Origin of the sequence: Kitasatospora sp. NPDC058032, from assembly GCF_042885845.1 — a bacterium.
Taxonomy (GTDB): domain Bacteria; phylum Actinomycetota; class Actinomycetes; order Streptomycetales; family Streptomycetaceae; genus Kitasatospora.
Map to the genome: position 1 here is coordinate 215,070 of NZ_JBHVRK010000007.1, position 26,493 is coordinate 241,562.

The following is a 26,493-nucleotide window of genomic DNA, read 5'->3' on the forward strand; positions in this document are numbered from 1 at the left end:
AAACGGGGGCTGGCCCGCCGCCGGGGGTTGAGGGCGGCGGGGGTGCGAGGTGGTCAGTTGCCAGCAGCGCGGAAGGTCACGACGACGTCCGCCCACTGCTGCTTCGTGTTCGGCTCGTACGTCCAGCGGCCCACATCCTGGGCAACGCGCCGCGCGTGCTTGAGCAGGGCCTCGCCGAAGTGGTACACGCTCGGGTCGAGTTCAAGCGGTCTCCACTGGCGCGCGGCGGAGGCGATCAGTTGCGCGGCGAGCCGTTCGAAGTCGTCGGCGGCCGACCAGCCGATGTTGTCGGGAATTCCGCGCAGGCCCGGCAGGCCATCCGGGCCGGGCACCGCGGCCTGTCCCAGGAATGTGTACTCGGCGTGCCACTGCTTGCCGTCGGGGTCGAAGGTGCCGGGGCCGGAACTGTCACTCATGGGGGTGTCCCTGGGGGTCGGGAGTGCGGGTTCGAAAAGGGAGCCGCCGACCGTTCGCACTGGCCGGACGACGTATGTGTGGCAGTCGGTGTGCTCGCCGGTCGGGACGAATCCCGCTTTGAGCAGGACGCGGCCGGAGGCCGGGTTGTCAGGGTGGTGCTTGGCGTGGACCTCCGGCAGACCGAGGCGGCCGAACGCCAGGGCGAGGATGTTGTGAACCCCCTCGGTGGCGTAGCCCCGGCCCCAGGAGTCGGGGCGCAGGATGTAGCTGATGGCGGCGGCGGGGCGGTCCACGTGGAGCTTGAGGACGCCGAGCAGGTCACCGTCCACGACCAGGCCGAGGGTGTGGAGCGTGCGCGGGCTCTGCTTCGCCGCAGCGACGGCATCGGCCACGAACTCCTGCGCGTCGCGGAGTTCCATCGGGCCCCGCCCCAGGCACCTGACCGACTCCGGGCCGTAGATCCGCTGCACCGATTCGGCGTCATCGGGCTCCAGCTCCCGCAGCTCGATCACGCGTCCGCTGCCTTCACGAGCATGGTCAGCTCGGCGGCACTCGGCCTGTGGTCGGGGGCGGCCAGCAGGACGTGCCGCAGGCGGGCTTGGAGGGACGGCCACGGCAGGCGGGTGGTCAGCGGGACGGCGCGGTGGGCGATGGCCTTGCGCAGGGCATCCAGCGGCGTTCCCTTGGCGAGCCCGGCCGTCTCGTAGTCCAGCGGCCAGGTGCCGGTGACGCAGGTCCACAGGGTGCCGGCTAGAGCGTAGACGTCGGCGCTCTGCGTGGTCTCGACGGGTTGGGGTCCGTTGATGATCCGGGCGGCCAGCTCGGGCGCGGTGAGGTGGATCATCGTGCCGTCGAACGTCGACCCCGGCGTGATGCCGAGCCGGCGGGACCACGCGAAGTCCATCAGCCGAACACCCTGCTCGGTGTGGATGCCGTGCTGGGGCTGGAGGTCGCCGTGCACCCATCCGGCCTCGTGCAGGTCGGTCACCGCCCGGCACAGATCGACCGCAGCGGCGAGGGCTTCGACCCGCCCGCCCTCGCCCGTGCGGACCGGGCGGAAGACGTCCCAGGTGGACGGTCCGGTCAGCCACGGGGTGACGAACCAGACCCCGCCGTCGAAGCGGCCGACGGTCACGGTGTAGCCGGGGAGCTGGTCCAGCACGGAGGCTTCGCGGGCGGTGACCTCGGCGGCCTCGCCGGTGCCGAGCTTGATGCTCACCACCCCGCGCGGCCCGCTGGCCTTCCACACCGCCGAGCCCCGCCGGTCGCTGACCTCCTCCAGCTCCAGCGCCCCGCAGGCGGCCTCCGCTGCCCTCAGTGCCGCTCTGGCCTCGGAAGGGAACTCGCCCATTCTCGTACTGCCTTCCACTCGCAGGGGATGTGCTCGAAGACGTCCCGGCCGTCGTCCACCGCCACGGACAGCGCCGTGGCGAGGTCGGGAGTCGCCTCCAGGAACTTCGGGTCCAGCGGCCGGACGCCCGCCCGCACCGGCAGGAACGAGAACGGCGGCGGCGGGATGCTCTGCCCGCGCCGGCCGGTCTCGACCGCCCCCTGGGCGAACTTCCCGAACATCACGCCGACCGGGGTGTAGAGGTTCTTGAGGGCCCAGTGCGGCCAGGCCATCAGCTCCCGGTGGTCCGCCCCTTCGCAGTGCCCGACCAACACCACGTTCTCGCACGCCAGGAGGCCGAACGGGCGGCCCATGAGCGGGCGAACCCACTCCGCGGCCTGGACCCCGGCGTAGAACAACTCCGCTTCCACGGCGTAGCGGTGGCTGCCCGGGGCGATCTCGTAGACGGTCCACCCGGTCATGCCCCGGCGGGCGGAGGGCCGCAGGAACGGGCAGTGCTCGGTCAGGTCGGCGAGGTAGCCGTCCACGTCCACGCTGACGGGGTTCTCCGTGCGGGCCTCGGTGAGGCGGAGCGCCCCGGCGGTGAGCCGGGACGCCCCGTCGTGTGGTGCGGTGATCACAGGTAGGACGCCGCCGGGGCCACGTCGTCGCCGTCGCCGCCGGTGGGCGAGCAGTCCCACTCCGCCCAGACCTGGCCGGTGTGACGGTAGCGGGCCAGGGCCTCGGTGTTGACGGTGCCGTTGGCGTCGGTGAACCACGCCTCCGGCAGGGGGCCGTACGCTTCCTCGTAGGCGCTCACCCACGAGATGAAGCCGCTGCCCGCGCTCTCGGCGTGGGCCAGCTTGCGGCCGGCGTGCCGGAGGGTGAACGCCTCGTGCGCGGCCGGGTCCGCGACGAGGGTGTGCCACGCCGCGTCGATCGCGCCGGAGAACATCTGCGGGCCGATGTCGCCCGCGTCGATCCGGCGGGCGGTGATGGTGAAGAACTTGCCCAGCTCGTCCAGCTCCACGGTGGAGCTGGGGGTGGTGGCGGTGCTCACGTGCCTCTCCAATCGGGTTGGCTCTGCTCGCCCGGGTGCGAACGGGCAGTCGTGCGTGGTGCCCCGGCCCGTCGGGGGTTCACGACGAGCCGGGAGTTCATGGGGCTCCCGGGGGCGCGACTCGACGGTCAGCAGCGGCCGGAGGCGATGAGCGCGGTGGCCACGACCGCGAGCAGGACCAGCGCGACCGTCTGCGCGATGGCCACCGGCAGCGGGGTCGGGAGTCCTCGGGCGGCCCGGTCGGCGGCCTCGCGGTACTCCTCCTGTCCGTCGTCCACGGCGGCCTACGCCGGGCGCTTGTCGAGCGCGGCCCGCATCGCGGCGCGGCGGCGGGGCCGGCGGGCGCGGGCGATGCAGTCGTCGCAGATCGAGTGGCAGGTGCTCTCGTTGTCGCCGGGGGCCTGGAGCGTGGTGCCCGCGCAGACCAGCGTTTCGCGGTGGCAGACCCAGCAGGTCCCCTGCCGGTAGCCGTCGGGGCGGTCCACGACCACCCCCTCGCCCACGATCCGTACCGGCGTCGGCGGGGGGATGTCCCCTCGGACGGGGAGCGGCGAGGTCACGCGGACGGGTAGCGGTTGGGCGCTCATTCCGCGGGCTCCAAGTCGGTCAGGAGGACCATCTGCGGGTAGGGGTCGCTGGAGCTGTCCGGGTTCACCCAGGCGTGGTTGGCGAGCTTGCTCGGGGTCTCGGCGACGGTGCCCGTCCAGCCGGCCGTCCGGTGCCGGACCGGGTCTCCCTGGATCACACTGGCGTGCGGTGTGGTGGTGCTCGTTGCCGATCAGGCCGCGCGGCCGGCGGGGTGGCGGTTGACTCCCGCCACGACCACCGCGTCCATGCCGGGGTGGGCCCTGATGTACTCGGCCGACAGGAGGAAGCCGTAGCGCCCGCAGATGTCGCATCCCCAGGTGTCGTCGGTGGGCGACGGGGAGTCGTACGCCGTCTGAAGGAAGCAGAACGGGCACAGCGGCGGCGGTTCCATGCGCTGGCGTGCGGCCTTGGGCATGGCGGTCATGCCGCCGGACTGCGGGCCTTGCAGTCCCGGCAGACGCAGGAGGAGAGCACGGCGTCCCGCTGGAGCAGGGAGCCCACGGAGGGGGGACTGCCAGTGGGGTTCGCTGCTCGGTAGTCGTCCAGCGGGTTCCAGCCAGCGGCCGGTCGGTTCGACTCACTCTTGCTCGGGCCGGTCACGACCTCGCGGTACTCACGCGGGGGGGGTTGCGTCTCGCCATCGGTCTGTCCTCCTTCGCCGCGGCGGTGGGGGGTGCGTGATAGACCGTAGGGAGTCGGCTACAGACGGTGCCACGAAGTTGCACGCGGTTGCACAGGTTCACCCGAGAGCGCTGCGGGCCTTGGCGATTCGGCTTCGTGCTTCGGCTCCGTGAACTGCGATCTTGGCCAGTTCGGCGAAGGCACGAAGGTAGGTGCGGATCTCACCAGGAGCGGTGACGTTGACCTCCGCCGCAAGCGTCTCGACTGCCACAAGGCTCTCGTCGAATGCGTAGAACGCTTCGAGGGGCCAGACGGTCCGGCGAGCCCGAAACGGGATCACGCCGACGGAGACGTTCGGAAGGGACGAGACCCCGAGCAAGTGGTCAAGTTGACCAGCGAGTGCTTCGTCATCGCAGACGCCGTAGTAGAGAACGGCCTCTTCCAGGATCAGGGCGAACTGATGGCTGGCATCGTGCAGGACACGGGATCGCTTCAGCCGGGCCTTGACCGCGTCCTCCACGTCGTCCGGAGTGCCCTGGAAGGTCGTAATCGAACGGAGAAGCCCGGTCGCGTACGGTGCCGTCTGCGTCATCCCCGGCATGACGTTGGAGGCGTACACCTTGAATTTTCGTGTCCGCTGGTAGAGCGGCAGCGTCTTTTGATGCACCCGCCTCATGCCGTCGCGGTGGAGGTCTCGCCACTGCGTGTACATCGACTCAGCGGTCCGCGACACTGCGATCAGATCCGCTGCCTTCTCCGCAGACCCACACGCTGTGCACCAAGCACGGATGTCGCTGTCGGAGGGAACCGTCAGGCCGCGGGCGATGCGGGATGACTTGGACTTGTGCCACCCGCACCGCGCGGCCAGTTCAAGCCCTGAAAGTCCGGCGTCCCGCCGGATCTGGTCGAGCTGATCGGCGAGCGCCTTCCGTGCGGCTTGGGCACTGGAGAGAGGAGAAGAGGACATGAACTGGCCGGCTGCGGTGACTACTCGGCGACGCTGAATGCCTCATGAGGGACAGCACGCTCCCACACAGCGTCGAAAGCCGCCGCGCAGTTGCGCGCCACAGCGGGATCGTCACTCTGATCGGTGTGCACCCATCGGCCGTCGCCGTCAAAGATGTTGAACTGGACGGTCTTGCCGTCGAACAGCCAGAAGTCGTTTCCGGGCAGCAGGAGATCAGAGGCGCCCCGGCGAGGGAGCCAGCGCACCTGCTCGCCGCCGGCCACGTTGGTGAACGTGAACGAGTGCTCGTACCGGATGTACTCGCTGGCGGGCTCCGAAATGACCCTGGCTCGTCGCAGGGAGACACCGTTGGCGGTTACCTCCTGGACGAGGTCCAGCCACGGCCTCCACCACGACGCGCGATCAGCAGGGTCGAGTCGGTGACCGGACTTCCATGCGCGAAAGCCTTCGTCCTCGTTGTCGACCGCGTAGACATCGCGCAGTTCCAGGTGGACCGCCGACTCCCGCGCAGACCTCAAAAGGTCAGCGAAGCTGTTCAAGCTCTGCGACATCCAACGCCTCCTTGAGCGCCTTGGCCATGCGGGCAGGGATGCGGACCACGGTCTCATGATCCGGGATCGGACCGTCAGCCAAGCAGTCCGCCGTCGTGGCCTCGTCAATCTTCCACCCCTGAATGACGAAGTCCCTTGTCTCGGGGTCTACCCACACAGTGGGAGAGCCGTGATCCCCCGACTTCTCGTCCTTCGCAACGAACCGTAGTGCCATCTGATCCTCCCGTGTCGAGCCGGTTGCGCTCAGTTGCAAACCTGAGCCGGTGCTCATACTCCGCCCTGAAGGCTCCCCCTGTCAGGACTTTCCTCCACCACGTGGACCCGCGCACCGGCCTGACCATCGCCGACTTCACCACCCTGGCCACCTGGGCCGCCGCCGGGCCACCGGCGGACCGGACGCACCCGTGCCGGACGACGCCGCCCCGGCCACCCGGGAGCGGGCGTTCTCAGGTGTCGTAGCCACCGTCCCACGGGGCGTGGAACCCCCGACAACCGGCCGCGGCCCCGGCTCCGGGCGGGTGAGGGGTGGCGGGGCCGATCGGATGGATCATCAGTCTTTTCACCCGGCCTGCGGATCGGGTGGGCGGTCGGCCGGGCCCTCGTCGCCGACGATCGGCCCAGCAGACCCCCTCCGGACCGCAGAGAGGCCCCGCACCATGAGAAGACGTTCCCCGGCCCGTACGCTCGGCGCGGCGGCGCTCGCCGTCGTCGGGCTGCTCCCGCTGACGCTCGGCGCCGCGCCGGCCGCCGGGCCCGCCGCCGCACCCGTGGCCGTGAGGACGGCCGGCGAGGATTCCGCCGAGGCCCGGGAGCTGAGCCCGGAGCTTCAGGCGCAGCTGGACGAAACGATCCAGCAGGTGATGCGGGAGGCGGGCATCCCCGGTGTACAGGTCGACCTGTGGATCCCCGGTCAGGGCGGCTACCTGCGGGCGTTCGGCGTGGCCGACAAGGAGACCGGCGCGCCCATGACCGACCGCCTGAACATGCGGATCGGCAGCGAGACCAAGACCTTCACCGCCACCGCCGTGCTGCAGCTGGTGGACGAGGGCCTGATCGGCCTCGACGACCCGATCGCGAAGTACCTCGACGGCGTCCCGTCCGGCGAGGAGATCCGGGTGCGCGACCTGCTCGACATGCGCAGCGGCCTCTTCCCGTACAGCTCGGACGAGGACTTCATCAACGCGTTCCTCGCCGACCCCGACCGCGTCTTCACCCCCGAGGAACTGCTCGCATACGGCTACAAGCACGAGAACGAGTTCGCGCCGGGCTCGCAGTTCCAGTATTCGAACAGCAACTACATCCTGCTCGGCCTGCTGGTCGAGCGGGTGAGCGGCCGGAGCCTGGAGGCTTTCGTCCACGACCGGATCACCGAGCCCAGCGGGCTGCGGCGCACCCTCTTCCCCCGGGGCACCGAGCTCCCCGAGCCGTACGCCCACGGCTACACCGACCAGACCCCCAGCGGCGCGGTCGCCGACTCCACGCACTGGGACCCCTCGTGGGCCTGGTCGGCGGGCGCGCTGGTCTCCGACCTGCACGACCTCGGCCGCTGGGCGAAGGACGTCGCCACCGGCACCCTGCTGTCGCCCGGCACCCAGGCCCAGCGCCTGGCCGTCCTGCCGACCGGCGTCCCCGGCGCGGGCTACGGCCTCGGGATCTTCGACATCAACGGGTGGATCGGCCACAACGGCTCGCTGCCCGGCTACGAGAGCCTCACCATCTACCTGCCGGAGGAGTGCGCGACCCTGGTCGTGCTGCTCAACACCGACATCTCGTCCGAGGGTTCCGAACCCAGCACCCTGCTCGGCCGGGCCATCACGAGCGTGATCACCCCCGATCACATCTACGACATTCCGCCGGGCAAGTAGCCCCGAGGCCGGGAACCGGGCCGCGGAGTGGGAAGTCGGACCGGCCGACTTTCCACTCCGGCGGGGTGGCGGGCGGCCCGGCCTGGCAAGCTGGGCGGGTCGGGGCCTCCGGCGGGGACGACGGGACGAGGGGCGGGCGGTCTTCATGGGGGACGGCAGCCGGGACGGTGGCGAGGGCGCCGGGGCTGCGGCTCCCCCGCCGTTCGATCCGGAGTTGAGTGCCGCGCTGACGGCCGCGGGCGCGGTGGCACGGGGGCCGGTCACCCCGGAGAACCTCGCCGCGTGGCAGGAGCGGGACGCCGCCGTCCGCCCCCGCCCCACCGTGGAGGCGCTGCGGGACGGCGGGCGGTTCGAGGTGGCGGAGCTCGACGCGTCGGGCGTGCCGCTGGTGAGCGCCCGGCCCGCCGGGGCGGGCGGCCCGCTGCCGCTGCTGTACTACCTGCACGGCGGCGGGCTGATCACCGGCAACGCCTGGTCGGTGCTCCCCCGTCTGCTGCGGGAGTTGGCGGAGCCGCTCGGGATCGCCGTGGTCTCCGTCGAGTACCCGCTGGCGCCGGCGGCGCCGTACCCCGCTGCGGTCGAGGCCTGCTTCACCGGGCTGCGCTGGACGGCCGACCGGGCGGAGCGGCTGGGCGTCGACGCCGGGCGCGTCGTGGTCGGCGGCAAGAGCGCCGGGGGCGGCCTCGCTGCGGCGCTCGCCCTGCTGACCCGCGACCGCGGCGGACCGGTCCCGGTCGGACAGCTGCTGCTGAGCCCGATGCTCGACGACCGCAACGACAGCTTCTCCGCCCGCCAGTCGGCCGGCCACGACACCTGGGACCGGACCTCCAACGCGACGGCCTGGCGGGCCGCGCTCGGCGAGCTCCACGGCGCCCCCGACCTGCCGCCGTACGCGGCCCCGGCGCGGGCCGCGGACCTGTCGGGACTGCCCCCGGCCTACGTCGAGGTGGGGTCGGCCGAGACCTTCCGCGACGAGGCCGTGGCCTACGCCGACGGGATCTGGCGGGCCGGCGGCGGGGCCGAACTGCACGTCTGGCCGGGCGCGTTCCACGGCTTCGACACCTTCGCGCCGGAGGCGGCGCTCAGCCGGGACGCCCGCGACGCCCGGACCCGTTGGCTCCGCCGGATCCTCGCGCGCTGAGTACCCGGACGGCGGCGGCTACCGCGCGGCCGGTCGCGGCGGGGAGCCGAGGAGGCCGGCGAGGGCGAGGTGGTCGTGGAAGTCGCGGCTGTGCACGATGAGGCCGTCGCGCACGCGCAGCACCTGGAGGTTGGCGACGGTCAGCTCCCGCCCGGTGGTGCGGTGGCGGACGTCGTAGTCCCATTCGCCGACGACCACCTCGGGGTCGTCCGTCGCGCGGACCACGACGTTGCGGGCGCCCAGGTCCAGCGGTGAGTGCTCGCCGACGGTGAGAAAACGTTCCCGCAGGGCCGCCCGCCCCTCCAACCGACGCGGGCCGACCGGCTCGAACACCATTTCCACCACGGCGTCCTCGGCGTAGAGCCCGGCCAGTTCGGCGAACCGACCGGCCGTGATGCCGTCGAGCAGCGCGTGGAAGACCTCGCGCGGCGAGCGTGTTTCGGACATGATCAACCCCCGGAACGACATCTGCGCCACCGGAACCGGACCAGTGGCTCCGTTTAGACCATACGGACTGGCCACTCCGGTTGTCCAGGGCCGGACGTCCGCCGTTCCCGCCGACGAGGAAAGGGAGTTGGAGAGTTGACCGGCACTCAGGACCGCCCGCTCCGGGCGGACGCGGCCCGCAACCGGGCCAGACTGCTGGACGCCGCCACCGAGGTGTTCACCACCCGGGGCGTCGGCGTCCCGACCGAGGAGATCGCCCGCGCCGCCGGGGTCGGGGTCGGCACGCTGTTCCGCCACTTCCCCACCAAGGAGGCACTGCTGGAAGCGGTGATGGTGCGCCGACTGGAGGCGATCGCCGCCGGGGCGGCCCGGGTGGCCGCCGAATCCGCGCCCGCCGAAGCCCTGTCCGCCTGCTTCCGGCTGATCGCCGAACAGTCGGTGGGCAAGAACGCGTTCGCCCAAGCACTCACGGCGGCGGGGGTCGACGTCCACACCTCCCTGCGCGCCCCCTCGACCGCGATCCGCGAACTGCTGGCCGACCTCCTGCGGCGCGCCCAACTCGCCGGCACCGCCCGCCCCGAGCTGACCTTGCCCGAAATCCTCGCCCTCCTCGTCGGCACCACCACCGCCCTGGACCAGCTGGGCCCCGACCCGGCCGCCCGCAAACACGTCCTGACGGTCCTCCTCGACGGCCTGCGCCCGCACTGAGCCCGAGCCGGGAGCAGAAAGTCGGCCGGTCCGACTTTTCCATCCCACCCACCACCCACCCCCGGGGCATCTATGCGCATAGACCACGCGGAGCGCCCGATCGCCGGCAGGCGGGCGCGACGTACCGCACAGCGCACGGCGGAACAGGAAGTCGGCCGACCCGACTTCCCACTCCCACACGCCACCCGCACCCGCGGGCCAGCGCAGGCGGCACAGAAAGTCGGCGGACCCGACTTCCGAAGCCCATCCACCACCCACTCCCGGGGTATCTACGCGCATAGATTGCGCGGGCGGGTGGAGTGGGAAGTCGGCCGGTCCGACTTCCTACTCCACCGCGGGGGTGGGGAGGCGGCGGGTGGTCCAGCGGGCGAGGTGGCAGGCGAGGGGGAGCATGAGGAGGACGGCGGCCCAGAAGGCGGCGTGACCCCAGAGGGTGGCGAGGGAGCGGAACCAGGGGCCCAGGACGGGGATGCGGAGGGCTTCGAAGGGGCCCAGGGGCGGGGGCCAGGCGCCGAGCACGGCCGTGCCGACCGCGGAGCCGGCGAGGAGGCGGCGGGCCGCGCGGGGGGTGGCGCAGGCCGCGAGGAAGGCGAGGAAGGCCAGGAGCAGCAGGTAGTCGGCCTGGTAGGCGGCGCCGATCCGGCCGGTGCCCCAGGACTCCGGCGTGAGGTGGCGGTCCCGGTCGACCACGGCGATCCGGACCTCGACCGCCGACCACAGCAGCAGGGTCAGCACGAGGGTCCCGCCCAGCCAGAACAGCAGCCGGTCGCGGAAGTCGGCGGCCCCGCCCCCGCGGGCGGCGCGGCGGCGGGCCTCGGCGAGCCGACGGTCGCCGGCCGCCCGTTCCGAGGCCGTGTGGGCGGAGGTGAGCAGCCAGGTCACCGGGCGGTTGTTGAGGTACAGCGCGAGCACGATCGCCACCAGCGCGCCGACGCCCGTCCAGTTCTCCATTCCGCCACCGAACCTGACCACCCGCTCGACCACCGGTTGCGGCGCTTCGAGCACCGTCATCGGCGGTCCGAGGTGCAGATAGCCGATGGTGAAGGAGGCCGCGACCACGAGGAACAGCATCCGCCGCCCGACCCGGCCCGGGAACGCCACCACCGCCACCGCCGCGACCAGCGCCGCACCGAGCCGGCCGGACGTCGCCAGCGCCGCGGCCTCGCCGACCGTCCGCAGCGGGCCGTCGAAGGGACCGCCCGGCAGCAGCCGCCCGCCCGCGCCGAAGTCGACGGCGGACCGCAGCACCGCCCCCGACCAGAGCGTGAGGCCGAGCGCGAGGAACAGCAGTACGGCCGCCACCGCGCGCCGGGGCAGCGCGGTGCGTGCGCCGCCCCACCAGGCGCGCAGGTCCACCCTTCGCTCCCCGCGGGCGCGCCCGCGATCTGCGCCGCCCGCCCGGAGGCCGCGCACCTGCAGCACGGCCGCCGCCGCGAGCACGCCCCGTCCGTCGGCCGTCGTCGGATCGGCGGCGAGCGCGCGGCGCCTGAGGTCCGACCACCGCCGGAACCCGTCACGATCACCGACGCGCACCCGCGCCGCCACGGTCCCCACCGCTGCCTCGACGGCGGCGGCCACCCGCTGGACCCCCGCGGGCAACGCCGCCAGCGGGCCCGGCAGCAGGGAGAGCCGCCGGACGACGGCACGCCGCTGCTGCTTCGGCTGGAGGGCGAGCAGCAGCACCCAGCGTCGCGCGGCCACCCGCTCGTTCTCGGTCAGTCCACCGCCGGTGCGCCCGCCGAGGGTGCGGGCCTCGCGCTCGACCGCGTTCAGCACGGCCGCCATCCCGCTGAGCCCGAGCAGCCGGGCACAGGCCCCCTCCGGGCAGTCGGCGTGCCCGCAGTGGAAACGGGCGGCGAGCCCGACCAGCCCGGCGGCGACCAGTTCCTCGACGAACGCCGGCCCGTCGGCCTCCCCCGCCAGCCGGGCGAGCCCGGCCGCGTCCACCCGGCGGTCCCGCACGTACGGGACGGCCTCCGGCGTGAACGCCACGCCGAGCGCCAGCACCGCCCGGGAGGCCGCCGCCGACGTGTCGGCCGGGGTGCCGCGTTCGACGTCCTCGAGGTAGTGCAGGTCCAGGACGGTGTCCTTCACCTCGTCCCGGAGCCAGTCGCGCAGCCGCCGCGCACCACCGCTGACCAGCCACGCCGCCGCGTCCGCCGACCGTCCGAGCAGCGCCTCGGCGAGCGCGGCCGGATCGCGGAAGTCCTGGCCGCGGAAGGCGATCGGACGGTGCGTGGGCGCGGTCGGGGCGGGCTCGGGCCGCGGCGGGTCGATCCGGCTGCGGACCACCTCCGGGCTGCCGCCGGTCAGCCACGCGCGCACCTGGTCCGCGGTCCACCGGTCGGTGGGGTCCTTGGTGAACAGGCCCTGGAGCAGCAGTCGGCGGCGCTCGTCGGCGACCGCCGAGACGTCCACCTCGGCGTCCATCACCAGCCGGATCTGCAGCGCCTCGTCGCTGATCAGCCCGCCGTCCGCGCGCCGGTAGCGGCCGGCGCCGGTGAACACCTCGTAGAGGATGGTGCCGAGCGCCCACCACGGGCCCGCCGGGTGGTTGTGGCCGGCGAGCTGTTCCGGCGCCATGTAGGCGACGGTGACCTGCATGTCGGCGGAGAAGCGGCGGCTGGCGGTGAGCTTCGCCACGCCGCCGAAGTCGGCCACCACGAACTGGGCGGCGGAGCGGCCGTCCGTCCCGGCGGGGCGGACCAGGATGTTGGCGGGCTTGAAGTCGACCGGGTTGCGCGCGATGGTGCTCTGCCAGAAGGCCAGCAGGTCCACCAGTTCACGGATGATCCGCTCGCTCTCGCCGCGCCGGTCCAGGCGGCGCCGGGTGCGCAGCTCGTCGACGTGATCGGCGAGGGTGACCGGGAGGTACTCCATGGCCATCCAGTCGCAGAGCGCGCCCGCGTGCTCGACCTGGCCGTGGCCGAGGATCTCGGGGACGTGCCGGCGGAAGGCGGGGTCGCCGGCGAGGTGGGCGAGGAGTTCGGTGTCGGCCCGCACGCCGGGATTGCCGACCTTCACGGCCGCCTCGCCGGCGCCGTCGGCGCGGCGGACGTGCCAGACGGTGCCCTCGCTGCCCGAGCCGACGGGGCCCAGGGGGTGGTAACGGTCGGTGAGGGCGGCGGGGAAGGCGCCGGACGGGTCGGAGGCCGACGCAGCGGGGGTGGCGGGGGTGGCGGGTTCGGCCGATTCTCCGGGCTCGGCGGATCCGACGGGGCCGCCCGGCCGCTGGACGCGGGTGGGGGCGCCGCGCTGCACGCGGGTGCGCGGCCCCGGGACGGCGCCACCGGGTTCGGGAGCGGAAGTGGGAGCGGGGGTGGGCGTCGGACGCGCGCGCTGGACGCGGGTGCGCGGGCTCTCGGCGGTGGCGGTGTCGCCGTCCCCCGGGTCCGGCTGCGGGGGCCGGCCGGCAGCGCGGCCCCGGCCGTTCGCCCGCCCGCCGCCCTGCTTACGGGTGGCCGGGCTCGGCTCCGGCGGTGTGTCGGCCATCGCGCCGTTCTCCTCCTCACGTCCCCCGCTCACCGGGGCGCGCCGAACTCGTCGATCTCGACCACCTGGGCGTCCACGTCCAGCGCGAACCGCAGCCGCACGCCCGGCCAGACGCGGGTCGGGATGGTGATCCGGCGGCCGTCGACGAACGTGCCGTTGGTCGAGTCCAGGTCCTCGACGTGCAGCGCGCCGTCGATCCAGCGCAGCCGGGCGTGGTGGCGGGAAAGCTGGTCGAGGGCGGCCAGGCCGGGGACGGCGACACAGTCGGGCTCGTCGCGGCCGACGGCCAGTCCGCCGCCCCCGCGCCGGCTCTCGGCGCGGACGGGCAGCAGGGTCCCGGCGATGACCAGGGCGAGCCGGACCACCGGCTGCCGGGCCGGACCGGCCGGACGGGCAGGACTCGCCGGACGGGTCACCGGCCCGGGCCCGGGCTCGCGGTCCGCGACGTCGGCGGGCGGTGCGGCCGCCGGTGTCGGCGGTGCCGGCGAGGTGGCTGGCGCAGGCGGTGTCGGCGGCGAGGGCGGTGGTGTGTCCTCGGCCGGGTCGTACCGTTCCAGCTGCTGGAACATGTGCACCTGGCAGTACCCCCGGGTGGCCGAGGTCGGACACTCCCCCGGCGCGCCCACCGGGCAGCGGTAGATCACGGTCGCCAAGAGTTCTCCCGAAGTGTCACGCCGCGCCGGACCAGGTCGCGTTCGATCCGGCTCAGGTCCCCGGGGCGCGGCACCCCGATCACCCGGACCTCGCCCTCGCTCACATGCACCTGGAGTTCGGGCCGCTCCGGCCGGTGCTCCAGGAAGGGCGCGTACCGCTCGCGGCCGAGCGCCGTGCGGGTGACAAGCCGCTGGTTGGCCGAGCCGCGCCAGGCCAGCCGGGTGGGCTGCCCGGCCCGGTAGCGGCCGGTGATCACCGCGTCCGCCCCGTCCAGGGCGGCGGCGGTGGCCGGGTCGGCGGCCAGTTCCTCCGGCTCCCAGCCGGTGTACACCAGCAGATCGGCCACGGCCCCGGCCCGGCGGCGCTCCGCGTCGGCGGCGGCGAGCAGCGCGGCGAGCGCGACGGGCTGCTCCAGGGGTTCGCCGCCGCTGACGGTGAGGCCGTCGAGACCGTCGGCGAGCGCGGCCCGCCACAGGCCGGCGAACCGGTCGACCGTCAACTCCCGCCCGGCGGAGGGGTCCCAGGTGTGCCGGGACATGCAGCCGGGACAGGCCAGCGTGCACCCCTGGAACCAGACGCCGAGCCGCCGGCCGGGGCCGAGCGCGGTCACCGGCCGCGAGACCTGGGCGACCAGGGCAGCCGGGACGACCGGCCTGTCCGTGTCGTCCATGTCGGCCACGCCGTCCGCGCTCAGGCCGGCCACCGTTCGACCTCCAGGCGGTAGCCCTCGCCGTCCTCGTCGCCCTCGACGGCGACCACCTCGATCCGGTCGCCGCGCCGGGGCGGGGTCCGGAAGATCTCCCTGGCCAGCGGGTTGACCAGCGCCGACTCGACGGCGGTCAGCACGCCGCGACCGCCATGGTCCAGCCGCCGGGTGGCCTCGACCCGCAGCACCTCCCAGGCGTCGTCGGAGAGGGTGAGTGCGGCGCCGTGGACCTCCTGGACCCGGGACGCCACCGAGGCGATGGCCTTGTCGAGGATCTGCGGCACCCACTTCTCCTGCATGAAGTCCATCGGGATGAAATTGTCGCCGAAGCGGTTGCGCAGCTCGGGCCGCTTGATCTGGTCGTTGAAGAAGACGTCGAACGCGTCGCGCAGAGCCTGCCGAACCGCCACCGGATCGTCGTGACGGCTGAGTTCCCGCCGGACCGTGCGAGGCCCGGCGCTTCCGTACGCCCCGGCGCTCCCGCCACCCTCTCCGTTCCCGGCGCTCCCGTCCGCGACAGCCGCCTCGCCGCCGGGCGCGTCGCCGCCCGCCTTGGCCCCGCCGTTCGGCGGATCGCCCACCACCATCGCGGTGATGCCGAGATTGGAGGTGAAGATCAGTACGCACTCGGTGAAGTAGACGGTGGCACCGTGCCCGTCGGTGAGCCGCCCGTCCTCCAGGATCTGCAGGAAGAGGTCGAACAGTCGCGGGTTCGCCTTGTCGATCTCGTCGAAGAGCAGCACGCTCATCGGGTTGGCCCTGACGGCGTTGGTGAGTTCACCGCCCGCGTCGTGGCCGACGAAGCCCGGCGGGGCGCCGATCAGACGGTCGCGGGCGTGCTCCTCGGCGAACTCGCTCATGTCGAACCGGATCGGCCGGGCGTCCTTGCCGAGGATCATCTCGGCTACGCCCTTGGCGAGTTCGGTCTTGCCGACTCCGGTCGGGCCGGACAGGAACAGCGTGCCGCGCGGCCGGCTGGGCGAGCTGGAGGCCTGGGCGCCGTTGAGCCCGGCCGCCGAGCGCATGAAGATCTCCAGGGTGCGACGGACGGCGTGCGGCTGGCCGATCACCTTGCTGTTGAGGAACTCCTCACCGTCGACGATGCGTTCGCGCAGTTCGGCGGTCGCCCACGGGTTGTCGAGCACGCCGATCCGGTAGAGGCGGGCGGCCTCGTCGAGCCGCTGCACCGGAAGGCCGCGGTCCAGGGCCATCCGGCCGATCGCCATGACCTCGGAACTGCCCATTCCGTGCGAGGAGTTGGCGAGTGCCTTGGCCGCCGCCGCGGTCTCCTCCGCGGTGAGGGACGGTCCGCCGGTCGCCGCCTGGTAGCGGGCGAGTCCGCCGACCACGTGCCGCGCCGCGGCGAGCCGCTGGTCGTGCGGCGGCTCCGGCACGTTGATCACCCGCAGGGCGCGGCTGCCGACCGCGAACTCCCTGGGCAGCTCCTCCTGCCGCTCCACCACCCAGACCACCGTGTTGTACGGCGTGACCGCGGTCGCGCCCTGCACCGGACGCGCGGTGTGGCCCAACTCCTCGGCGGCGGCGAAGAGTCTGGCGGCCTCACCGGCGACGGGCGCCTGCGGCGAGCCCAGCCGGCCGGCGTACGGGACGACCAGGGCGATCGGCGGGCCGGGGTGCTGGACGACGGCGACCATCGCGTCGCGCAGACGGTCCAGCATGTCGGGCTCACCGTCGTCCTCCTCGCCGGAACCACCCTCACCGGAGCCGTCCGACCCTGGACCGCCGCCGCCGCGCCGCCACCGCTCGTCGCGCTCGACGAACTCCCGGATCGCCCGCGGGATCTGCTCCACCGTGGCACTCAGCCGCAGCAGGGCGATGCGGTCGTTGACCTGGTCGACAAACGCGATCGCCCCGTACTCGCGGGCCGTGCAGAGCGACTCGACGACCCCGCCGAGGCTGTACGGCGCGAGCGACTCGCTGCTGCCGGCGGCGTGGTCGTCGGGCAGCAGGTACTGGTCGCGGACGTTGCCGGTGAGCAGCACCTGCGGGTAGACGGTGAGCGCCATGTCCAGCTCGCGGATCCAACTGGGCGTGCCGGCTGTGGGGTTGTCCTCGTCCGGCGCCGCCGGGGCGTCCTTTCGCAGGTTCGCGCGGTCCTCGGGAGGGGGCTCAGCGGTCACGGTGGCGCTCCTGCGGCTTGGTGCGGAAGCCGGTCGACTCGGTCCTGGCGTCGCGCTTCTTCGGCTTCGGACGGCGGCGCGGCGGCGCGGCCTCGGACGGCGGCTGCGGCCACCAGCCGCCCGGGACGAGCCCGGCCGCCAGCGCGCCCGGGGGCATCGCGGACGTCCGCTGCACCTGGACGCCGCGCTGCCGGATGCCGTCCTCGATGGCGGGCAACTGCTCGTCGCAGAACCACTGCTGGACGGCCTCGTCCCGCTCCTCTTCCTCCTGCTCACCGTGTTCCCCGTCGGCGGTTCCGGCGTCGTCGCGGCGGACGATCGCCGTGGACAGGGTCGCCCGGTCCGGTGCGAGCACCAGCCGCAGCCCGTAGCCGGCGGCGGGCGGCTCGTCGTCCGCCTCCCCCGCGCCGGGTGTCGCCGTCCGCTCGGGGTCCGGGTCGCCGAACGGCACCACCACCTCGCCCTCCTCGGCGAGCAGGTCCGCGAAGTCCGCGCCCACCTGGTAGTCCCGCTCGCGCAGCACCTCGGCGAGCGCGGCCGCGACCGGCGCCCGGTGGCGGCGCGCGTCCGCCCGGGCCACCGCCGCCTCCACGGCGGGCCGCAGGTACGCCGGGTCCTCGGCGGCGGCGAGGTCGGCGACCAGCCGGTCCCGGTCGGCCGGCTCCGCGTCCTGGGCCAGCTCGACCAGGGCGGCGCGCAGTTCGGCGCGCTCCTCCTCGCGAGTGCGGCGCTGCACCGAGTGCTGGACGAGTGCGGCGAGGTCGGTGAGGGTCGTCCGTACGTCGGAGACGGTGCCGGCCGCCTTCAGGGTGCGCACCAGGCCGGCCACCCGTTCGAGGTCGGCCGGGTCGCAGCGCGGCACGTCGCGGTCCAGGATCGCCTGCGCCTCGACGAGGGCGCCGGACCGGACCCGCTCGATCCGCTCGGCCCGTTCGCGCTCGGCGGCCTCCGCCGCCGCGCGGGCGGCATCGGCCGGGGCGCCATGGCCCGAGCGGGCCGGACGCGGGCGTTCCGGTTCGACCACCGCCTCCGGAAGCACCGCCGACCAGACGTCCTGGACCGCCTCCTCCAGCTCCCGCGCCGCACGGGCGTTGGCCGCCCACGCCCGCTCGACCGCCCGTGTCAGCTCGGCCTCGTCCGCCCCCGCCCGGACGGTGACCGTCTCGACGGTCACCCGGTCCATCCGGTAGGCGCGCCGCAGCCGCTCGGCCTCACCGCGCAGCCCCTGCGCCTCCTCGCCCAGCTCGTTGAGCTTGGCCCGCAGCCCGGCCCGGCGCTCCTCGGCGGCCAGCCTGGCCCACAGCGCCGCCCGAGCCTCCTCGATCTGCCGGAGGTTTTCGGCGCGCTGGCCCTCAGCCGCCAACCGGGCGCGCAACTGCCGCCGGCGCTCGGCCTCCTGATCGACATAGGACCACCCGTATCCCGCAGAACTGCTCACCGGCCGCCCTCCTGGCGCGAGTCGTGACCTGCGGCACGAACCGGGAACACGCCACATGACGAACGACCGCTCGCAGACCGGCACCGCCCCCGAGGTGCTGCTGAACGACCATCATGCCGCAGAACCGGCCGGATCCGTCCTGCCTTTGCGAATCCGAGATCACGGCCCGCGGAACGCCGCGACGCGCTACCCTGACGGACGGCCGACAGGCGCGCGGCAGATCGGGCCGGGAGCGGGAGCGGGCGGGGGTGAGGGACGATGGTGCCGGAGGACGTACTGGCAGCCCTGCGTGAGCACTGGGACGAGATCTGGGACCTCCTCGACGAACCGTCCCGGGCCGGACTCCGGGCGCTCGCCGCGGACACGAGCGGCGATCCGGAGCGCATCGCGCGCAAGGTCCAGCGACTCGTGCGCGCCGCCCTTCCCGACGGGCACCCGGTGCGTGAGCTCCTCGACGACAACGTGCGCTACGCCCGGGGCGGCGACGTGACGGCGTCCGGCGCCCTGGCGGTCGGCGTGGGCAACCTCGGGGCGCTGCTCCTGGGCCCGCCCACGCCGCCCGACGACGCCGACGACTGGCTGCTCGCCGCCGACTCCGTCACCGCCGCGGACTACCGGGCGGGCGGGCACGACCCCGCCGACCCCGACCTCATCCGGCTGACCGACCGCCAGGGCACCGTCCGCCTGCCGTCGTTCCAGTTCGACGGCGACTCCGGCCGCCCGCTGCCCGTCGTCGTGGCCGTCAACCGCCTGCTCGACGCCGACGACGACCCGTGGGGCGTGGCGGACTGGTGGCTGGGCGCCAACGCCTGGCTGGACACCGTGCCCGCCCGTCTGCTGGGAACCGCCGGTGAGCACACACTGCTCGCCGCCGCCCGCGCCGAGATCGCGGAGTGGTGAGGGCATGCCCGACGTGAAGGTCCCCGCCCCGACCGTGCGCGCCACCCCGCACCGCGACGTCCTGCCCGCCGGTACCGTCCTGCACCGCGTGCACCTGGCGGCGTACCCGGCCACCACGTTCAACCCGAACCCCTCCGACACCCACTACGAGGGCGGGCGGTTCTGCTCCTACCAGGGCGACGGCGCTCACCTGCCGTACCTGTACGCCGGGTTCTCCGAGCGGACGGCGGTGATGGAGACCCTGGTGCGCGGCGTCCCGTTCGACGAGCGCGGCTGGCGGCGGATCCGGCGTGCCGCGGTGCGGGGCAGGGTGCTTTCGCGGATCGAGACCACCTGCGACATCCCGCTGGTCGGCCTGATGACGCTCGACCAGCTCGCGGCCGTCCACCAGGACGAGTGGCTGATCCACTCCACCCCCGACGCCTACCCGCGCACCCGCCGCTGGGCGGCCTGGATCCGCGGCCAGGCACCGTGGGCGCACGGCCTGCGGTGGCCGTCCAAGCGGGACCTGGGGAGCAGCGCCTGCATCCTCTACGAGCGCGGCGACGCGCCCGCCATGGTCAAGCCGACGGGCGCGGCGCCCGTCGCGCTGGACACCGCCGAGGGTGCCGAACTGCTCAACCGCCTCCTCGCCCCGGCCCGCACCCGGATCGACCCGCCGCGCCGGTAGGGGCGTGGCGGAAGCCGGCCGGTTCGGCCTTCACCGGCCTTCACCGGCCTCCAGCGATCGCCCGCTTCCGCCTTCCCCTCCGCATCTTTGCAAAGTGTCACTTTGCAAAGTTCTGACGGATACCTACAGGTCAGCGCGCCAACGCAACCGGTGGGGCTCGGACTTCACACTTTGCAAAGTGTGAGACTTTGCAAACTTTGCAAAGTGCACGACGCGCTGGGTGCCGCCCCGCCCGGACGGGGGCCGGGCGGGGCGGGTCCTCGGGTTGCCGCGCTTCCGGGCCATCCGGCTGCCCGGCTACGCGGGCACGCGGTCGCGTCGTCTCGCGATCACGGTCGCGATCACGGCCGCGGTCACGGGCAGAGACGGCCCGGGCGGCACTCGGGGTCGGTCGGGTCGGAGCCGCCGGGGCGGTAGTTGGACCACCAGAGCGGGGTGCTGCCCGAGTAGATGACCAGGTTGCCGCTGTTCTGGATGGCGAGGTACGCGCCCGGGTGGTACGGCGTCCGGCTGTTCCACACGGCGCGCATGGCGGCGTCGTACGCGACGAGGTTGCCGTCCGCCTGCATGTAGAGGTAGGTGCCGACGCCGTACGTGCCGACGGCCGTCCAGATGGCGACGTTGTTCTTGTACAGCACCACATGCCCGTCCCACTGCTGGAAGAGCACGGTGCTGCCGTCGGGCGAGGACCAGCTCTCGCCGCGGTTCAGGCCCGCGGTGCCGTGGATGACAGTCTGGTCGGCGTCGGACACCGCGGCGGCAGCGGTGGCGGCGGGGGCGCTCGCGACCGGGGCGCCGTCGGCGGCCTGGGCGGCGGTGCCGCCCAGCAGTCCGGCCGCCATCAGCACGGCACCGAGGGCGACACCGGTGCGGGGAACGAGGGAACGCGCGATCCTCATGACGGACACTCTCCTCAGGTCACTTCTCCTGGTGGCGGATTGCCTCGAAGAGTCTCACCGCGCGCGGGGCGGCCGGGCAAAGCCCTTCGACGCTCCTCGAATCCGGACTCGACCACGCCGGGCCGCTCGGGCCGCGCCCGCCCCACTCCGTGCCCGCCTCACTCCGTGTCCGCCTCCACCGGCTTGTCGGCGCGCTGGTCCTCGGTGCGGCCGAGCCGCCAGTAGCCCATGAAGCAGACGGCGCGCCGGTCGTAGCCGCGTTCGCGCACCAGGTGGCGGCGCAGCTCACGGACGGCCGCCGCCTCGCCCGCGATCCACGCGTACGGCGCGCCGCCGGGCAGTTCGGCCGCGCGGACGGCGTCGGGGAGGGTGGGGGTCCCCGGGGTGCCCCGGTGCAGCCAGGTGATGTCGGTGCCCGGCCGGCCGGCGGGCAGATAGGCGTGCTCCCGCGGCCCCTCGACCTCCGCGAAGACCTTCACCGGCAGGCCCGCGGGCAGTTCGCCGAGGATCGCGGCGACGGCGGGCAGCGTGGACTCGTCCCCTGCGAGCAGCACCCAGTCCGCCCCGTCGGGCAGCCGGAACTCGACGCCGCCGGCCTCCTCGACCGCCGGCCCGTAGACGATCACCCGGTCGCCGGGCGCCGCCGTCACGGCCCAGCGCGAGCCCGGTCCGTGGTCGCCGTGGACGGCGATGTCGATGTCGACCTCGTCCGGGTCGTGACGCCGCGCGCGGACGGTGTAGGTGCGCGGTACCGGGCGGACGGCCGGGTCCATGGCCTGCCAGCTCCGGTACCAGCCGAACTCCTCCTCGCCTTCGGGCACCACCAGGGGTTCGGTCTGCCCGGGGAGGGGCAGCAGGAGCTTCACCCGCTGGTCGAGGCCGCCGTTGACGAACCCGGCGAGGGCGGGACCGCCGAGGGTGATGCGGGCCATGTGCGGGGTGATCCGGGTGGCCCGGACCACCTGGAGCGGGAAGAGCAGGAAGCGCGCGGGGGCGCTGGTGCTGGTCAGGGCCGTCTCCTCTCACCTTGATTTAGGTAAGGCTAACCTATCTAACGAGGTGTTCGTCCCCAGCCGCCACCCCGGACCCCCTATCGTCAGGTGGGGACGATCAACCGGTCGGCGGCACTCGGAAGGGGCGATGGCGGAATGTGGCCACGGGTCAATGGCATGCGGTCGATGGAACTCGGCACTCCTGGAGGACTTCGGGCCGAGCTGAACTCCCTGGCCCTGGCCGGTCGGAAGACCGCCACCACCGGCCTGCTGGCGGAGTACGCCGAGGAGGCGGAGGACCTGGAGCACCCCGGTGAGCGGCTGGTGCTGCTGGACGACGACGGACGGCCCGTCGGGGTCATCGAGATCACCGGAGTGGAGGTGAAGCCGTTCGCCGAGGTCGACTGGGAGCACGCCCGGGCGGAGGGGGAGGGCGACGCCTCGCTGGAGGAGTGGCGCGCCGGGCACCGCGGTTTCTGGGAGCGCGAGGGCAGCCGGGTGGAGGACGGCACCCCCGTGGTCTGCCTGGCGTTCCGCCTGGTCGAGGCTCCGTGACCGCCGTCAGTCGGCCAGGAAGCCGGTGACCAGGTCACGGAAGGCCGTCGGCTCGTCGACCCACGGCCAGTGTCCGCTCCCGGTGAGCACCTCCAGGCGTCCGGCCGGGTAGCAGGACGCGACGTGGCGCGGCTTGTCGACGCCCGCCACCCCGTCCTCGGCCCCGGCGACCACGAGCACCGGGCACCGCACGGCGGCCCGTCGGGCGGCCTCGGTCGCCGCGGCCGCCTCGGAGGCCGGCCGCACGTAGAAGGCCTCGCGCAGCCACGACGGCGGCTGCGGCCAGTCGCCCCCGGCCTCGTGGTGCCGACGCGCCGCCTCCGACCAGGCGCCGTAGTGCCAGGGCTCCGCCCCGGCCGCCACCGCCTCGGCGGTGCCCGGATCGGCGGCGCGCCGGGCCCGGATCGCCGCCACGTCGGGCTCGTCCGCCTCCCGGGAGACCAGGCCGGCCGGGGTGACGAGGACGAGCCGGCCCGTGTTCACCGGGTGGTCGGCCGCGAACGCCTGAGCGGTCAGCGTGCCGGCCGAGTGGGCCAGCACGTCCAGGCGTTCGATCCCCAGCCGCCCCCGCAGCTCCTCCAGGTCGCGGGCCTGCGCGGTGAACGCGCAACCGGCCCGGTCCTCTGGGGTTTCGGAACGGCCGGCGGCCCGGCCGTCCAGCATGATCAGCGTGCGGAACGCGTCCAGTCCGCCGAGGCTGCCGAGGTCGCGGACGTCCGCACCCGGCCCGCCCGCCAGGCAGAGCAGCGCGGGGCCCGTCCCGGTGACCTCATAGAACAACGTCGTTCCGTCATATGACGTGAAGTGCGGCATCCGGTCATCCTCGCAGAGAAGGTCACACCCGCTCAGGCGGCGGCATGTTGGCCGTGGATGAAGAGGGGCTTGGGCCCTGGCAGACTGGGCGGCCCTGGCAACTCCCCGCGGAGGGCGACACATGACCGACGAGCCACCAGCGCCCGAGCCGCCGTCCGACCCGCCGCCGGAGGAGGGCGGCAGGAGAAAGCCCCTGGGTCGGCGCATCGCCGACCGGTGGAAGAACCTCGGGCCCGCCGAACGGGCGCGTCTGATCGGCGTGGCCGCCGCGGTGGTCGGAGGCGTCATCGCCGTCGCCGTCGCCCGTGGAACCGCCGACGACGACTCCGACGATCCCGACGACCTCGACAGCCTCGACGGCCTCGAATACGCCTATGGCATCGCCGAGTTCACCCCCGACTTCGACACGGCCGACATCGACGTGCCACGGTGGCCGCCTTACAGCGGACCGGTGAGCGGCTACTGGCGCTACCAGTGCCTCAACCCCCGTGGCCACGCCTACGGCAACTGCGAGCACGAGCTCCGGTGGGTGGACGACTACACCAAAGGCCCCGCCGACGAACCGCTCACGGTCGACTGAGGGTGAACGACCCCGGAGTGGGAAGTCGGGCCCGCCGACTTCCTGCTCCAGGGCCCCGGCCAGGGGGCGGCGTGTTGGCCGTGGGTGAGGAGGGGGAGGGTGCGGCCGAGGGTGGCGAGGGGCCTGTTGGGTGCGGGCGTTGTGGGCGGGGCTGAGGAGGGCGGGGCTGAGGAGGGTGGGCAGGTCGCGGGGGTCGGCGAGGCGGGCACCGAAGAGGTCGCTGCGGTGGAGGCCGGTCCGGGCGTGCAGGGCGCGCCACCCGCGCCGGGGAGTTCGACCGTCTCCGTCAGTAACGCTCGACCCAGGCGGCGGTGCTGTTCACCACCTCGGCGGCCTCCTGAGCCGGGGACTCGGTGAGGAGGTTGCCGGTCTGCGGGTCGTAGGCGCTCAGGCCGGTTTCCTCCTCCACGATCACGGCCAGGGCGTGCACCAGCGCCATCACCCGCTCGGCCTGCTCGCCCTGGTGCCAGTAGGGCACGTTCATCATCACGTCCCCGCCGCGCACCGACAGCTGGAGGCCGGACGCGTTGTGGTCGAGGCCGAGCCACCGCTCGTTCCCGCCCACCTCCGCGTCACCCAGCAGCTCGAGCGCCCTCGGGGTGATCCGCTGCCATGCGTCGACCAGGTCCTGCGGAACGGTCGTCCGCTGGTCGCTGCCGTCGGCCGCGATCGCCTCCCACAGGGGATACCGGCGAAGGTCGAGGAAGGACACGTCGTAGCTCATGGGTGTTCACCGTAGTGGCAGCCTCCGACAACCGGCTCAGCCGGCCTCGGAACCACCGCCCTCGACCTCCAGCAGCAGATCGGCGTCGGCGAGCGGAGACTCCTCCCCCACCGGCTCCAGCCGCCACGGCCCCGGCCGGCCGAGGCCTCCCGCCACGAAGAAGTAGTCCTCCCCGCCCACCAACGCGGCCACGATCCGGCCGGCTCCGTTCCAGGTCACGTCCTTCTCTCCCATCCGCCACACGCTCGGGTTCCGCCGGAGGTGGGCGTCGTGGGCGAACACGAACGTCCCACCCCGCCCGGCCTCCAGGCTCCGGATGTCGAGCAGGTTCCGGGCCATGATCTCGTCCCTGGCCCCCAACAGCCCCGCGAGCCGATCGCTCGGCTCCATCGGCCGCGCCGCCTGCCGGTGATACCTCAACAGCCCCGCCCCCGCCGTCAGATGCGTCCTCGCCACCTCCCACTCCGCCCTCGACGTGGCCGCGATCAGCTCCGCCGCGCGGGCGTGCAGCCGGCCGAGCAGATCGTCGGCGACCGCCCGCAGCCGGTCCGCCTCCGCCGAAGCGCCCGGCGACATCGCCGCGTCCATCACCGCCTCCGTCCGGCTCCACCACTCGTCGTCGCCGACCAGGGCCACCACGTCCAAGTCGATCCCCAGGTAGTCACGGGCGTGTTCGAGGTACGGGCGGGGGCTCGGGGCCGAGGCGTTCTCGGTCGGGGCGTCGAAGCCGTGGAACGCCAGGCGCTCCTCCGCCGGCCGGGTGCGGTTGTACTCGCGCATCCACGCCACCAGCCGCCGGTTCGGCTCCTGCTCGCCGAAGCCGTGGGTGAAGCCGTCCCGCATCACGTCCTCCAGCGACCCCACCCCCTCCCGGACGAAGGCATCGACCGTCAGCGCCGCCACCCGGTCGGTCTCCAGCACGATCGACCGGAAGCCGTGCCCGACCAACTGGGCGAACAGTTCGTTGCGGGCCCGCCCGAAGGCCGGCTCCTGGTGCGTCGGCTCCCCGTACGCCACCAGGCCGCACGACGAGGGCAGGAAGTCTCGGATGTCCTGTGTCATGAGCCTCAAGCGTATCTCTGAAAGAGCGGTTGAGACTTTTTCGGTTCTCGGCCCGAGGAATCTCTTATAAAGTCTCAAAGTGGTCAGCAACCCCGGTAGCCCCGGTAACCCCGGCAGCAAACGGACGACCCTGCGCCCTGCCGACCTCGCACGCGAGCACGGTCTCTCCCCGCAGGCCGTCCGCAACTACGAGCAGGACGGCTTCCTCCCGCCCGCCGAGCGGACGGCCACCGGGTACCGGATCTACACCGAGCTGCACGCGACGGCGCTGCGCACCTTCCTCGCGCTCGTGCGGGCCTACGGGCACCGGACCGCCGGAGCGATCATGAACGCCGTGCATGACGGGCGCACTGACGACGCCCTGACCGCCGTCCACGGCGGGCACACCCAGCTGCTCCGCGACCGCGAAACCCTCACCGCCGTCCGCGCAGCCGTCGACCACCTCGCCACCACCACCATCACCGCCCCCGTCCCCGCCCCCGGAGACCCCGCCGGCCCCCTCCCCCGCAGCATCGGCGAACTCGCCCACCGCCTCCGGCTGACCCCCGCCACCCTGCGCACCTGGGAGGCGGCGGGCATCCTCCGACCCGCCCGCGACCCCGCCACCGGCTACCGCGTCTTCCACGCGAGCGACGTTCGCGACGCCGACCTCGCCCACCTGCTGCGCCGCGGCGGCTACCGACTCCAGGACATCGCGGCGGTCGTCGAGCAGATCCGCACAGCAGGGGGCACCAGCGCCCTCGCCGCCACCCTCGCAGGCTGGCAGCAACGACTGACGGACCGCGGCCTGGCGATGCTGAACGCCGCCGCACACCTCCACAACTACCTTGTGCGGTAGCGGGTTTCATCATTCACACACCGAAGCGGAATCCGCTGTCGCACAGGCGGGGGCTCTCCCGCTCGCGGAGGGTTCGCGCCGAACCGGCGTCCACGGGTGGGGGAACCGGCACGCCCGGAAATACCCGGTCTCGCGGTGTTCGTCATCGACACGCCGGAATGGCCGAGCCAGGCCGTCGGCCCTGAACTGCGATGACGTGCATACAGCATGTCCATGACGGAGGGGGGCGTCGCCTTTCCCTGCGCTTCACCCCCTCCCCCATCGCCGGAAATAGATGAATGGCCGTCAATTCATGGCAGATTCCGGCAAGTAGGGAGCACCTCGGATCTTCCGG

The 26,493-nt window shown here is 73.5% G+C and carries 30 protein-coding genes; 8 read left to right on the plus strand and 22 right to left on the minus strand.

Annotation, left to right across the window (positions count from 1 at the left end; all coding sequences use genetic code 11):
* Positions 1-53 precede the first annotated feature (53 nt).
* The 11 genes from ACFVUH_RS14375 to ACFVUH_RS14425 all read right to left on the minus strand — a co-directional run bounded on the left by ACFVUH_RS14375 (position 54) and on the right by ACFVUH_RS14425 (position 5,748).
* Complete coding sequence (locus ACFVUH_RS14375; RefSeq protein WP_387913367.1) at positions 54-929, minus strand: GNAT family N-acetyltransferase; 876 nt, start codon at positions 927-929, stop codon at positions 54-56.
* Positions 926-1,768: a hypothetical protein gene (locus ACFVUH_RS14380; protein WP_387913369.1), complete on the minus strand. Its 843-nt coding sequence runs from the start codon at positions 1,766-1,768 to the stop codon at positions 926-928. The genes ACFVUH_RS14375 and ACFVUH_RS14380 overlap by 4 nt, the downstream gene beginning before the upstream one ends.
* A complete protein-coding gene (locus ACFVUH_RS14385; RefSeq protein WP_387913371.1) occupies positions 1,732-2,388 on the minus strand; it encodes a hypothetical protein in 657 nt (218 codons plus the stop codon). The genes ACFVUH_RS14380 and ACFVUH_RS14385 overlap by 37 nt, the downstream gene beginning before the upstream one ends.
* The gene (locus ACFVUH_RS14390) at positions 2,385-2,807 is read right to left on the minus strand and encodes a hypothetical protein (protein WP_387913373.1); all 423 of its coding nucleotides are present in this window, start codon (positions 2,805-2,807) and stop codon (positions 2,385-2,387) included. Before ACFVUH_RS14390 ends, ACFVUH_RS14385 begins: the two co-directional genes overlap by 4 nt.
* A gap of 128 nt (positions 2,808-2,935) precedes the next feature.
* Complete coding sequence (locus ACFVUH_RS14395; RefSeq protein WP_387913375.1) at positions 2,936-3,085, minus strand: hypothetical protein; 150 nt, start codon at positions 3,083-3,085, stop codon at positions 2,936-2,938.
* A 6-nt stretch (positions 3,086-3,091) separates the two neighbouring features.
* Positions 3,092-3,292 (minus strand): hypothetical protein, encoded by a 201-nt coding sequence (locus tag ACFVUH_RS14400; protein ID WP_387913377.1) that lies wholly within the window; start codon positions 3,290-3,292, stop codon positions 3,092-3,094.
* A gap of 98 nt (positions 3,293-3,390) precedes the next feature.
* Positions 3,391-3,552 (minus strand): hypothetical protein, encoded by a 162-nt coding sequence (locus ACFVUH_RS14405; RefSeq protein ID WP_387913378.1) that lies wholly within the window; start codon positions 3,550-3,552, stop codon positions 3,391-3,393.
* A 33-nt stretch (positions 3,553-3,585) separates the two neighbouring features.
* Positions 3,586-3,819: a hypothetical protein gene (locus ACFVUH_RS14410; protein ID WP_387913380.1), complete on the minus strand. Its 234-nt coding sequence runs from the start codon at positions 3,817-3,819 to the stop codon at positions 3,586-3,588.
* A 315-nt stretch (positions 3,820-4,134) separates the two neighbouring features.
* Complete coding sequence (locus tag ACFVUH_RS14415) at positions 4,135-4,983, minus strand: helix-turn-helix domain-containing protein (protein ID WP_387913382.1); 849 nt, start codon at positions 4,981-4,983, stop codon at positions 4,135-4,137.
* Between the two features lie 20 nt (positions 4,984-5,003).
* On the minus strand, positions 5,004-5,534 hold the full coding sequence (locus ACFVUH_RS14420) for a DUF6879 family protein (protein WP_387913384.1): 531 nt from the start codon (positions 5,532-5,534) through the stop codon (positions 5,004-5,006).
* Positions 5,506-5,748: a hypothetical protein gene (locus ACFVUH_RS14425; protein ID WP_045704700.1), complete on the minus strand. Its 243-nt coding sequence runs from the start codon at positions 5,746-5,748 to the stop codon at positions 5,506-5,508. Before ACFVUH_RS14425 ends, ACFVUH_RS14420 begins: the two co-directional genes overlap by 29 nt.
* 442 nt (positions 5,749-6,190) lie before the next feature.
* Here ACFVUH_RS14425 and ACFVUH_RS14430 point away from each other — a divergent pair, with 442 nt between their 5' ends.
* Both ACFVUH_RS14430 and ACFVUH_RS14435 read left to right on the plus strand, forming a co-directional pair.
* Positions 6,191-7,399: a serine hydrolase domain-containing protein gene (locus ACFVUH_RS14430; protein ID WP_387913386.1), complete on the plus strand. Its 1,209-nt coding sequence runs from the start codon at positions 6,191-6,193 to the stop codon at positions 7,397-7,399.
* 145 nt (positions 7,400-7,544) lie between these two features.
* Entirely contained in the window at positions 7,545-8,540 is a 996-nt protein-coding gene (locus ACFVUH_RS14435) for an alpha/beta hydrolase (RefSeq protein WP_387913388.1), read from the plus strand.
* Positions 8,541-8,558: 18 nt separating this feature from the next.
* On the opposite strand, the gene ACFVUH_RS14440 is transcribed toward ACFVUH_RS14435, so the two are convergent.
* Positions 8,559-8,987 carry a nuclear transport factor 2 family protein gene (locus ACFVUH_RS14440; protein ID WP_387913390.1) on the minus strand — a complete coding sequence of 143 codons (429 nt, stop codon included), beginning with the start codon at positions 8,985-8,987 and terminating at the stop codon, positions 8,559-8,561.
* A gap of 135 nt (positions 8,988-9,122) precedes the next feature.
* Between ACFVUH_RS14440 and ACFVUH_RS14445 the strand changes: the two genes are divergently transcribed.
* Positions 9,123-9,695 (plus strand): TetR/AcrR family transcriptional regulator, encoded by a 573-nt coding sequence (locus ACFVUH_RS14445; protein ID WP_387913392.1) that lies wholly within the window; start codon positions 9,123-9,125, stop codon positions 9,693-9,695.
* A 324-nt stretch (positions 9,696-10,019) separates the two neighbouring features.
* On the opposite strand, the gene ACFVUH_RS14450 is transcribed toward ACFVUH_RS14445, so the two are convergent.
* The 5 genes from ACFVUH_RS14450 to ACFVUH_RS14470 are packed head-to-tail and all read right to left on the minus strand — an operon-like array spanning position 10,020 to position 18,126.
* Positions 10,020-13,187: a hypothetical protein gene (locus tag ACFVUH_RS14450; protein ID WP_387913394.1), complete on the minus strand. Its 3,168-nt coding sequence runs from the start codon at positions 13,185-13,187 to the stop codon at positions 10,020-10,022.
* Between the two features lie 29 nt (positions 13,188-13,216).
* Positions 13,217-13,831, minus strand: a complete 615-nt coding sequence (locus ACFVUH_RS14455; RefSeq protein ID WP_387913581.1) for an FHA domain-containing protein — start codon at positions 13,829-13,831, stop codon at positions 13,217-13,219.
* Positions 13,828-14,544, minus strand: coding sequence for a 4Fe-4S cluster-binding domain-containing protein (locus ACFVUH_RS14460; RefSeq protein WP_387913395.1), 717 nt, complete (start codon positions 14,542-14,544; stop codon positions 13,828-13,830). Before ACFVUH_RS14460 ends, ACFVUH_RS14455 begins: the two co-directional genes overlap by 4 nt.
* Positions 14,532-16,688 carry an AAA family ATPase gene (locus tag ACFVUH_RS14465; protein ID WP_387913397.1) on the minus strand — a complete coding sequence of 719 codons (2,157 nt, stop codon included), beginning with the start codon at positions 16,686-16,688 and terminating at the stop codon, positions 14,532-14,534. Before ACFVUH_RS14465 ends, ACFVUH_RS14460 begins: the two co-directional genes overlap by 13 nt.
* Entirely contained in the window at positions 16,678-18,126 is a 1,449-nt protein-coding gene (locus ACFVUH_RS14470; protein WP_387913399.1) for a hypothetical protein, read from the minus strand. The genes ACFVUH_RS14465 and ACFVUH_RS14470 overlap by 11 nt, the downstream gene beginning before the upstream one ends.
* A 258-nt stretch (positions 18,127-18,384) precedes the next feature.
* On the opposite strand from ACFVUH_RS14470, the gene ACFVUH_RS14475 reads away from it, so the two are divergent.
* Positions 18,385-19,026: a hypothetical protein gene (locus ACFVUH_RS14475; RefSeq protein ID WP_387913401.1), complete on the plus strand. Its 642-nt coding sequence runs from the start codon at positions 18,385-18,387 to the stop codon at positions 19,024-19,026.
* Between the two features lie 4 nt (positions 19,027-19,030).
* Positions 19,031-19,696 carry an RES family NAD+ phosphorylase gene (locus ACFVUH_RS14480; protein ID WP_387913402.1) on the plus strand — a complete coding sequence of 222 codons (666 nt, stop codon included), beginning with the start codon at positions 19,031-19,033 and terminating at the stop codon, positions 19,694-19,696.
* 353 nt (positions 19,697-20,049) lie between these two features.
* Here the strand turns inward: ACFVUH_RS14480 and ACFVUH_RS14485 are convergent, their stop codons facing one another.
* Together ACFVUH_RS14485 and ACFVUH_RS14490 are read right to left on the minus strand one after the other, a co-directional pair.
* On the minus strand, positions 20,050-20,595 hold the full coding sequence (locus tag ACFVUH_RS14485; protein ID WP_387913404.1) for a hypothetical protein: 546 nt from the start codon (positions 20,593-20,595) through the stop codon (positions 20,050-20,052).
* Between the two features lie 158 nt (positions 20,596-20,753).
* Positions 20,754-21,557, minus strand: a complete 804-nt coding sequence (locus ACFVUH_RS14490) for a siderophore-interacting protein (RefSeq protein WP_387913405.1) — start codon at positions 21,555-21,557, stop codon at positions 20,754-20,756.
* Positions 21,558-21,764: 207 nt separating this feature from the next.
* Here ACFVUH_RS14490 and ACFVUH_RS14495 point away from each other — a divergent pair, with 207 nt between their 5' ends.
* Positions 21,765-22,142, plus strand: coding sequence for an ASCH domain-containing protein (locus ACFVUH_RS14495; protein WP_355363052.1), 378 nt, complete (start codon positions 21,765-21,767; stop codon positions 22,140-22,142).
* Between the two features lie 6 nt (positions 22,143-22,148).
* Here ACFVUH_RS14495 and ACFVUH_RS14500 read toward each other — a convergent pair whose 3' ends face one another.
* Positions 22,149-22,955: an alpha/beta fold hydrolase gene (locus tag ACFVUH_RS14500; RefSeq protein ID WP_387913408.1), complete on the minus strand. Its 807-nt coding sequence runs from the start codon at positions 22,953-22,955 to the stop codon at positions 22,149-22,151.
* A 121-nt stretch (positions 22,956-23,076) separates the two neighbouring features.
* Between ACFVUH_RS14500 and ACFVUH_RS14505 the strand changes: the two genes are divergently transcribed.
* Positions 23,077-23,535 (plus strand): hypothetical protein, encoded by a 459-nt coding sequence (locus ACFVUH_RS14505; RefSeq protein ID WP_387913410.1) that lies wholly within the window; start codon positions 23,077-23,079, stop codon positions 23,533-23,535.
* Positions 23,536-23,821: 286 nt separating this feature from the next.
* Here the strand turns inward: ACFVUH_RS14505 and ACFVUH_RS14510 are convergent, their stop codons facing one another.
* Positions 23,822-24,259 (minus strand): hypothetical protein, encoded by a 438-nt coding sequence (locus ACFVUH_RS14510; protein ID WP_387913411.1) that lies wholly within the window; start codon positions 24,257-24,259, stop codon positions 23,822-23,824.
* A gap of 36 nt (positions 24,260-24,295) precedes the next feature.
* The gene (locus tag ACFVUH_RS14515) at positions 24,296-25,321 is read right to left on the minus strand and encodes an erythromycin esterase family protein (protein WP_387913413.1); all 1,026 of its coding nucleotides are present in this window, start codon (positions 25,319-25,321) and stop codon (positions 24,296-24,298) included.
* Between the two features lie 79 nt (positions 25,322-25,400).
* Here ACFVUH_RS14515 and ACFVUH_RS14520 point away from each other — a divergent pair, with 79 nt between their 5' ends.
* Positions 25,401-26,159, plus strand: a complete 759-nt coding sequence (locus ACFVUH_RS14520) for a TioE family transcriptional regulator (protein ID WP_387913414.1) — start codon at positions 25,401-25,403, stop codon at positions 26,157-26,159.
* Positions 26,160-26,493: the final 334 nt, after the last annotated feature.